General features: G+C 59.0%; 8 protein-coding genes. 2 read left to right on the top strand and 6 right to left on the bottom strand.

Features of this window, described 5'->3' with window-relative positions:
* Window positions 1-932: SpvB/TcaC N-terminal domain-containing protein (locus ACTJKX_RS30865; protein WP_440727604.1), on the bottom strand; the 932-nt coding region annotated here is incomplete at its 3' end.
* 849 nt (window positions 933-1,781) lie between these two features.
* On the opposite strand from ACTJKX_RS30865, the gene ACTJKX_RS30860 reads away from it, so the two are divergent.
* On the top strand, window positions 1,782-2,339 hold the full coding sequence (locus ACTJKX_RS30860) for an HAD family hydrolase (protein WP_440727603.1): 558 nt from the start codon (window positions 1,782-1,784) through the stop codon (window positions 2,337-2,339).
* A gap of 787 nt (window positions 2,340-3,126) precedes the next feature.
* On the opposite strand, the gene ACTJKX_RS30855 is transcribed toward ACTJKX_RS30860, so the two are convergent.
* The 5 genes from ACTJKX_RS30855 to ACTJKX_RS30835 all read right to left on the bottom strand — a co-directional run bounded on the left by ACTJKX_RS30855 (window position 3,127) and on the right by ACTJKX_RS30835 (window position 7,023).
* A complete protein-coding gene (locus ACTJKX_RS30855; RefSeq protein WP_440727602.1) occupies window positions 3,127-3,933 on the bottom strand; it encodes an IclR family transcriptional regulator in 807 nt (268 codons plus the stop codon).
* A 15-nt stretch (window positions 3,934-3,948) separates the two neighbouring features.
* The gene (locus ACTJKX_RS30850; RefSeq protein WP_440727601.1) at window positions 3,949-4,614 is read right to left on the bottom strand and encodes an amino acid ABC transporter permease; all 666 of its coding nucleotides are present in this window, start codon (window positions 4,612-4,614) and stop codon (window positions 3,949-3,951) included.
* Window positions 4,615-4,617: 3 nt separating this feature from the next.
* Complete coding sequence (locus ACTJKX_RS30845; protein ID WP_440727600.1) at window positions 4,618-5,289, bottom strand: amino acid ABC transporter permease; 672 nt, start codon at window positions 5,287-5,289, stop codon at window positions 4,618-4,620.
* Between the two features lie 11 nt (window positions 5,290-5,300).
* Window positions 5,301-6,032, bottom strand: a complete 732-nt coding sequence (locus ACTJKX_RS30840; protein WP_440727599.1) for an amino acid ABC transporter ATP-binding protein — start codon at window positions 6,030-6,032, stop codon at window positions 5,301-5,303.
* An 82-nt stretch (window positions 6,033-6,114) separates the two neighbouring features.
* Window positions 6,115-7,023 (bottom strand): substrate-binding periplasmic protein, encoded by a 909-nt coding sequence (locus ACTJKX_RS30835; protein WP_440727598.1) that lies wholly within the window; start codon window positions 7,021-7,023, stop codon window positions 6,115-6,117.
* A gap of 349 nt (window positions 7,024-7,372) precedes the next feature.
* Here ACTJKX_RS30835 and ACTJKX_RS30830 point away from each other — a divergent pair, with 349 nt between their 5' ends.
* Complete coding sequence (locus tag ACTJKX_RS30830) at window positions 7,373-8,560, top strand: pyridoxal phosphate-dependent aminotransferase (protein WP_440727597.1); 1,188 nt, start codon at window positions 7,373-7,375, stop codon at window positions 8,558-8,560.

Here is an 8,560-nt window from a genome sequence, read left to right as displayed (position 1 = left end):
GTCGTCGTCCCGCTCACGATGCGCTTGACCCGCACGAAGCTTTCCACCCGGGTGGCGTAGTAGCTCACCCCGTCCCCGGCCGCTCCCGTGGTGCAGGCCGGGCTGGTCATCCCCGCCGTGCAGGCCACCAGCCGGTCGCCGTCCAGCACGAACTCGTCCGTATCCGCATAGCGCGGCGTCCCGCCCACCGCCGAGGAACGGGTGATGTCCGACAGGCCCGACAAGGAAAAGCCCACGCCCGCAAGGCCGGCCCAATAGCCTCCCGCCCGCGCTCCGGCATTGGAATCATAGCGCAGCGACACTTTGGGCTCGAGGCCATGATAGGCCGGCACCGCGATCGACACAGACTGCGTGAAGGAGCCGTTGAAACTGGCAGGCTCGGCCTTGGTCGCCAGCGCGCTGGCACTGGCGATCGCCTTCAGGGGATCGTCCCCAGGCGTGTCGCTCGCCGCCGCCGTCGCCGCCATCGTCGACAGGCTCTCGGCCTGCGCCTCCGCGGCGCCTTCCGCCGGCGTCGCCGCTTCGCCTGTGCCGTCCTTGGCCTGCTGCCCGCTCTCGCTGCCGGACGCTCCCTTGGCCGTCGATGTCCCCGCCTGGCTCTCCGGCTTGTTCGAAAGACCGGCGCCCGTGCCACTGCCCGATCCATCCGTGCCACGCTGTGATCCAGCGGTCTTACCCGCCGCAGCCGGATCCACCCGCATCAAATCGGGCAACAGCGGTGGCTGGCTCGTGCTGATGCCGGGCTGGGACGAGGAGGCCGGACGAATGATCGTCGGATCGGAGGTGGGAACCGAAGGCGCTCCCGCCACCGGCGCCCCGCCCATCGCCGCCGGATTGCCGGAGCTGCCCGAACCCGACTGGCCCTGAGCCGTGACTGACGGTGCCAGCGCACCGATCAGGCCACCCGCAACCATCAGGACCCGCAACGACACGCGCCCAGCGGACGCACGCGAGGAAAATGCCGAAAACGACAACATGTTCGTGAACATCTGAATTTGAATGAAAAGGACTAAAATAGAGCTTAAAAAGAATATTATACCGCAGCACTCATTCTTTTTTGTCCCGGATCTTCCTGGTCGCAAGCAAGACCGAGCTGACCCCAGCTCTGCTCGGGTTAGAGCCTACAAATACCCGAAAAGCATCTGCCCAATTGTAGCCTGAGCGAGGTCGAGGAAGAGAACAAACCGTACGTGCTGAAAGCACACGCTGCAAATCGGGTGTTCCCAGACACCCACTTCCAGTCCCAAGCATTCCCGGCCCCTAGCGATTCCAGCGCGCAGCCCCCTGCACGCCACGCCAAGCTAGGAAATCAGGTCGCGAGTCTCAATATGGCAAATTTGAGGGGATGACATATTGCTGTCGCATTTCACGGCGACGTCACGGAAGGAGGTAGCAGTTTACTGCAGACATCAAAACAAGCACGAGCAACAGTCTATCGAGCTTGATGAACCATACTTGTTAAGTGGGCTGCGCCATTATTTTGAGGCGGCCAGATTTCGCGTCAGCAGCCTATGCTGCCTTCTCGCTAATGGACGCAAAGAACACGATGTCTGCTGTCGCCTACCACGATCTTCCTGGATGCTGACAATACATTGTGGGACACGGATTCGGTGTTTGCGCATGCGCAGCTTGCTCTGCTTGCCGCCGTTGAATCCGCGGCTGGCATCGCAGTTTCTGACCTGGACCGCCTCTCTTTTGTTCGAGGTATAGACTAGGCGATCGCGGCTCGCCATCATGCGGGGTTGCGATACCCGCCGCAGCTATTGGTTCGCGCGACTGAATTGACGCTGCGCGGCATGAAGGCCGAGGAAGCAGCCCGAGCAGCATGGCGTGGCGGAAAGAATTATCTCTTGTCCGATGGTGATGTCATCACAATTGAGCAGCGCTTCTTAAACGATCTGGTGGCGACACCACAACCTCGTCCCGGCGCGGAGGTGGCCCTCAACATGCTTGAGCAATTGGGCTGCCTGTTGCTGATAGTGACTGAAGGAGCTAAAGCTAAAGTTGAGCGGATCGCCGATCTTCTGGAGTTCGCCAGATTCTTCGATCGGATCATTGAAGGCCGCAAGACGCCTGAACTGTATCAGCGGGTGCTTTCTCTGACCCGCGCTCTCGCGCCGGCTTATATGGTTGGTGATCAACTCGACCGGGATATCAAACCGGCGAAAGATGCGGGGCTATCGACAATCTACTTTCCGGGCGGATTTCGGCCACGTTGGACGCCGGAAGAGGCATTGATTCGACCAGATTATATAATCTCCAGCCTTGCCGAGGTGCCCGCCATCATTTTGGGACCGGTCGCAGGATCAAGAGGGAAAGTCGTGGGCATCCCCAGTTAAATGCTGTTCGCAATGTCGTGGTCGGCCTCAAGTCAGTACTCATCCTCCTGTTTCCATTTTCTTGAGCCCATTGGACTTGGTGGGCTTCGCGGCCCCCATGTTTTTCTGCGGTAGGAGAGACAGTGCGCTGGTCCCTAAGTACCGAGGCCTTGTCGCCTGCCTCATCGCGCGCTCGACAGCCAACGAATACGTTCGCTTGCACCGGCACCGGCGCGAAACAGCCTCGATTCCTGCAAGAGAGGGTTTTGGAGGACTATGGAGTAGACAAAGTTCGCATCGTCACCCGAGACGATGCGCCGGAAGAGGTTCGAACTTCTATGTCGAAGTGATCTCGTTGTTGGGAGCGCATCCCGAACGCAAAACGCCACCCGAGCCGTTAGACCCAGATGGCGAGTGACTTATGACAGAATTGGTTGCGGGGGCCCGCAACCAAGTCCGACGCTGCGACACGCCACAGCGCCCGAAAACGCGATTTCCCTCGACATACTACGACTTAGAACCACCTACATCACAGCTGAGTTGACTGGGCCTATGCACAGCGACCGGTGAAAACCAAGGTCGTTGTGCGCCGTGGAAGTCAGGAGTTCTACAACGGTGGCGTGCTGCGGGAACTCATCCAAGAGTCAAAATGCTCTTTCAACTTCTGCGCATTATACCCATCCTCGCCGCTTCGCGATCCATTGCTCGTAGAGGCGCTTCTCGCCAACGCCTGATCTGTCACCGCCGACGAGTGGAATGGCCTGCCAATGTTGAGATCCCAGAATATTACTTAGCCGCCTCCACAGGGCTACTCGGCAAGCGCTTGGGAAATCTCATTCGCAGTTTGGATAACCACCGGTGCCAACCCTGCTAGACGGCCATCCGGCATGCGATCGACCGGACCGGAGACGCTGACCGCCGCGAACACCCTGCCCGAGGAGTCACGAACAGGGGCACCGATGCAGCGCACCCCCACCTCGATTTCTTCGTTGTCGATGGCGAAGCCCTGCACCCGGATGCGCGCCAATTCCGACAGGAGATCGTCGAGATGCGTGATTGTGCGAACCGTGTAGCCGTGCAGCCCCTCCCCGGCGATCTTCCTGACGAGACTTTCGTCTTGAAACGCCAGAAACGCCTTGCCCACGCTGGTGCAATAGGTCGGCGCGGCCTGCAGCGTCGTCATGCTCGAGGCGATCATCTGTTCTCGCTCGACGCAGACCATCTGATGCCCGTCGAAAATATGGAAGTGAATGATCTCGCCGGTCAGTTGCTGAAGCTTGGCGATGTGAGGATGGGCACGCGTGGGCGTATCGAGGCTGGCCAGGACACTGCTGCCATAATGGAACATCCTCAGGCCGAGCCGGTATCCCTGGCGCCGCCCGTCCTGATCGAGCAAACCGACCTCCCGGAGCGAGGTGACGATACGGTGGATCGTGGTCTTAGGCAGACCGGTGGCTTCCGAAAGGTCAGCAATGGTCATACTCGGCCGACTGCGGGAAAAAGCATCGAGGACGAGAGCCATCTTGCGCAGCGACTTGGCACCCGCATCCCGGCTTTCCGAAGCCGCTGAAGTTTCGGGGCTGAGAGCTTCCTGGAATATTGCGTGCGCATCCATGTCATTATCCCACTTTTAATGCCCTGATGTGATCCGTCTTACCTTTTCTTCCAACTTGCGTGCAACGAACTCCAAGGAAAAGCAGACGACGAAGTAGGTGAGAGCCAGAATGGTAAAAACGATGAAGGGCTGGTTGGTGCGGATGACCACCTCCTTGGCGAGCCTTGCAATCTCGCTGATCCCGACGACGGAGACTAGCGAAGTATCCTTGATGATCAGGATAATCTGGCCAAGGAGCGAGGGAATGATCGCCATCAGCGTCTGCGGCAGCGTAATGTCCCGCAGGCGCTGGAACAGACTGAACCCGAGAGCCACCGACGCTTCGTTCTGGCCTTTGTCCAGCCCCAGCAGGCCGCCCCGGACGATCTCGGTCATGTAGGCACCGTGAGACAGCGAAAGAGCGATGACGGCGGTAGTGACAGGACCAATGTCGAGGCCGAATTCCGGAAGCCCGTAGTAAACAAGAAAAATGAACATCAGGAACGGCGTGCTGCGGAACAAGTAGACATAAACGCCAATCAAAAACCGCACGATCGCGAGAGGGGAGGATGCAAGGAGTCCTCCGGCGATGCCAAGGCCGAGTGCCGGGAAAAATGCGGCGAATGCCAGGAACAGAACGATCGGCAATCCCGTCAGGATGAGCTGAAACGCATCGAGCGCAACGGAAAGGATATTGCTCATGAGTTATGCCCGTTTGTGCTTGGAGAAGCCGGCGCGGCTTTCGTAGACGTCCGACAGGAGGTTCAGCACGACGCACAGGGCGATATAGATCACGCAGCTCACGAGATAGGCCGGCAGGAACTGATAGCTCTCGTTGCCGACGTCATCGGCCGCTTTCGTGATTTCAAGAACGGCGATCGTGAAGAGCAGCGAGGTATCCTTGACCAGTTGCACGAACTGCCCGGTGATCGCCGGCAGGATCGTCGGTGCTGCCTGTGGCAGGAGGACCCGGTACAGCACTATGCGCCGGCGTAGTCCAAGCGCGAGCGCTGCCTCCGTTTGCCCTCTGGGAATGGCGTTCAGCCCTCCGCGCACCATCTCGGCAATGTAGGCGCCCGAATTGAACGTCAGGGCGAGAACGCCGGTAGAAAAAGCAGACAGGGTTATGCCAATTGCGGGCAAGCCGAAGTAGATGAAGTAGACCTGCACGAGCAGCGGCGTGTTGCGCACCAGCGAGACATAGACGGCAACCACGCCCCGAAGCAGGCCGCGCGAGCTGTAGCGGGCGATACCGGCCAACACCCCTATTGCCAGCGCCAGCACCAATCCGAATGCGGCAGCCGAAAGAGCGTTGCGAATGCCAGTCAGATAAACATCGCGGTACTGCCAGAATAGGTCGTATGCATTGGAGATCATGTTCACCCGGCCTAGTGACGAAGGATCTGGTCGAGGAACAGGCGGGTCCGTTCCTGCCTGGGCTGGCTGAAGAACGCCGAGGGCGGAGCCTTCTCGACCATCCGGCCGCCATCGAGAAAGGTGATCTCGGTGGCGAGTTCCTTGGCGAACCCCATCTCGTGGGTCACGACGACCATGGTCATCCCCGCTGCCGCCAGGTCCTTCATGACCTGCAGCACTTCGCCGACCATTTCCGGGTCGAGTGCGGAGGTAGGCTCATCGAACAGCAACAACTCGGGCTCCATCGCGAGCGCGCGGCAGATGGCGACGCGTTGTTGCTGGCCACCCGACAGTTGAGCGGGGTAGCGAGCGGCCTTGTCGCTCAGGCCGACACGCTTCAGGAGCCCCATGGCACGTTCGATGGCATCCTTGCGGGAGTGCCGGAGCACGCGCCTTTGCGGCAGGGCGATATTGTCCAGGACAGTCAGATGCTGAAACAGGTTGAAGCGCTGGAACACCATGCCGACCCTGCGATAGAGATCGCGGCGTGGCATGCCCCCAAGATCCTGGCCCTCCAGCAGGAACCGGCCCGACGACAGCGGTCCAGCCAACTTGTTGATGGCGCGAATGAACGTGCTCTTGCCTGAGCCCGATGGACCGCAGATAACCAGCACATCAGACTTCTCGAATGAGACGGAGATACCACGCAATGCGTGGAAGCTCTTGAAATGCAGATTGACATCATGCGCCTCAAAAAACGCCATGGCGGCTTTCTCCCTCCTTGATCGAAAAGCGGCGACAGGCGCCCGTCCTGCGTGCTAACGGGCGCCCGATCGACGACGAGCTCTATTGGAGAGTCATGCGGTTGCCGCTGCCGCTTTCCGGCACATAGGCGCCGATCCCGAGTTTATCGACGAGCTTCTTTCTCTCCTCGGACACGCTGCTGTTCTTCTCCAGGAAGTCCTTCTTCCAGGCCTCGCTATCGACCCAATAAGCGCGTAGTGCCTCGAGCCGTCCGTCCTTTTTAATCTCCGACAGGAAGGCATCCAGATATTGCTGAGTGGCGACATCCTTCGGGCGAACCGCGAAGGCCCAGTTATCCTGGCTGATCAGTTCGCGCGGCGTTTTGGAGGAGACGAAGCCATACTCTTTACGAACGACCCCCAATACGGCGAGATCGTTGAGCGCTGCGTCGACACGGTTGGTCTTCAGAGCCTGATACGTGTCGGTGTCGTTGGGATAGCTTTGAATTTCGGCCTTGGCGAAGAACTGCTTGGCGATGTCGACCGCACTCGTGCCGGCCTTGACCGCGATCCTCTTGCCCGACTGATTGAGATCCTCCCAGGACATATTTTCAGCCTCAGGCCGCACGATCGCGACGACCCCCGTGGAATACCAACTCTCCTTGGTGAAAAGAATCTGCTCGGCCCGCTTCGGCGTCACCGTCATGCTGGTCGCTAGGATGTCGGATTTGCGCGTCAGCAAGCCGGGGATCAAGCCCGCCCACTCGACGTTTCTCAGTTGCAGGTCGACGCCGAGCTTGGCGGCGATCATGCGGTCAAGGTCGATCGAGAAGCCGGCGGCATTCCCATTCGCGTCACGAAACTGCCAGGGCGCCGCCGACAGATCGTTCATGATGACGATTCTCTTTGCTTCGAGGATCGCCCCGATCGCGCCTTTGGGGTCATCTGCCGCCGATGCCTGACTTGTTACGGCCAACATGGCGACCGCCGCGATCAAGGCGAGTTTCTTCATTTCCAGCTCCCGCTCCATTTGTTCCGCATTGCGGAATATTATATATTCGCAAACTGATAACCACATAAAATCAAACAAAATTCAATACACATGTTGACGGATTGCAGAATTTTTATTTAAGTGAATATGAATTAAATTTATATTCCGCAATACGGAATTAAAGCCAAACCATGCGCTTGACGGGAGGGCGCAGACGATACAGCGAAGCCGTGTCGATCGAGCACCCAAGATCGCGACGATCGACACACCGCACCCATAAAGAATTCTGAAATTTTGCCCCGGCTGCCTCGCGGTACCGATCTGGGCGCAATGCGCAGCTGTATCCAATCGCTGCTCAAGGAGAGACGTTATGAACTATCGGGCGGCCGAATGGCCAGCATCGGGCACCCCAGCGCGGATTAGCAGGATCGAGCTCAACCAGATCTGCGATATCGCCGATCTCGCGCGTGAGGATCCCAATGTCATCAAGCTGTGGATCGGTGAGGGTGATCTTCCGACGCCGGCATTCGTCCGGGAAGCCGCTGTTGCAGCCCTTGCCGCCGGTCACACGCGCTACACCTATTCCACGGGCGTACCTGCGCTGCGCCAAGCGCTCGATCGCTATCACAGGCGCCACTTCGGGGTCGATGTCGGCGCAGGGCGTTTCAGCGTCACCGCCGGCGGCGTCCAAGCCATCATGCAGGCGATGCAGGCCATTTTGAGCCCGGGTGACGAGGTGGTCGTTCCGGTCCCAGCCTGGCCGAACCTGATCGAGATCATTGGCATTCTGGGGGGAAAAGTTGTTCCGGTGCCCTATCGCACCGTGGAAGGGGGTGGCTTCAAGCTGGAGCTCGACGATCTCTTCGCTGCGGTAACGCCGAAGACCCGTGCAATCGCCATCAATTCCCCCTCCAACCCGACGGGTTGGATCATGCCCCGCGAACAGATGCTGGCTGTCCGTGATTTCGCGCGGGACAGAGGTCTCTGGATCGTTTCCGACGAGGTCTATGCCCATTTCACCTATGGCGGCGGATTGGCTCCGTCCTTCCTGCAGATCACCGAGCCGAGCGATCGGTTGATCGTCACCAACACCTTTTCGAAAAACTGGTGCATGACAGGCTGGCGGATTGGCTGGCTGGTCTATCCAGAAGGCATGACGACGATTTTCGACAATCTGAGCCAGTACAACACCACCAGCGTCTCGACCTTCAGCCAGCATGCCGCCATCGCGGCTCTCGATGATGGAGATGACTTCATCAGATCTTTGGTCGAACGGTCGGCCAGGGGACGGGAAATCATCTGTTCCACCCTCGATAAGCTCACCAATGTTCGCGTCTTTTGGCCCGAAGGAACATTTTACTTCTTTTTTGCCGTCCATGGGATGAACAGCGGCTACGACATGGCACGCCGGATCCTGAAGGAAGCGAGTGTCGGGGTTGCTCCCGGATCAGCGTTCGGTCCGGGTGGAGAATCCTTCCTGCGAGTCTGCTTTGCCGTCGATCCCGCCCTCATCGAGGAGGGGGCACAAAGGCTGGCGCTGTTCCTTCAAGACCAATAG

The sequence above is a fragment of the Labrys sp. 22185 genome, from assembly GCF_052045555.1.
Lineage (GTDB): Bacteria > Pseudomonadota > Alphaproteobacteria > Rhizobiales > Labraceae > Labrys > Labrys neptuniae.
Note: the sequence above shows the minus strand (reverse complement) of the source record. Positions and strands in the feature narration are given on the sequence as shown.

Coding starts and splice junctions, on each gene's coding strand:
- ACTJKX_RS30855 (WP_440727602.1), bottom strand. CDS start 3,933: ATGGATGCGCACGCAATATTCCAGGAAGCTCTCAGCCCCGAAACTTCA.
- ACTJKX_RS30850 (WP_440727601.1), bottom strand. CDS start 4,614: ATGAGCAATATCCTTTCCGTTGCGCTCGATGCGTTTCAGCTCATCCTG.
- ACTJKX_RS30845 (WP_440727600.1), bottom strand. CDS start 5,289: ATGATCTCCAATGCATACGACCTATTCTGGCAGTACCGCGATGTTTAT.
- ACTJKX_RS30840 (WP_440727599.1), bottom strand. CDS start 6,032: ATGGCGTTTTTTGAGGCGCATGATGTCAATCTGCATTTCAAGAGCTTC.
- ACTJKX_RS30835 (WP_440727598.1), bottom strand. CDS start 7,023: ATGAAGAAACTCGCCTTGATCGCGGCGGTCGCCATGTTGGCCGTAACA.
- ACTJKX_RS30830 (WP_440727597.1), top strand. CDS start 7,373: ATGAACTATCGGGCGGCCGAATGGCCAGCATCGGGCACCCCAGCGCGG.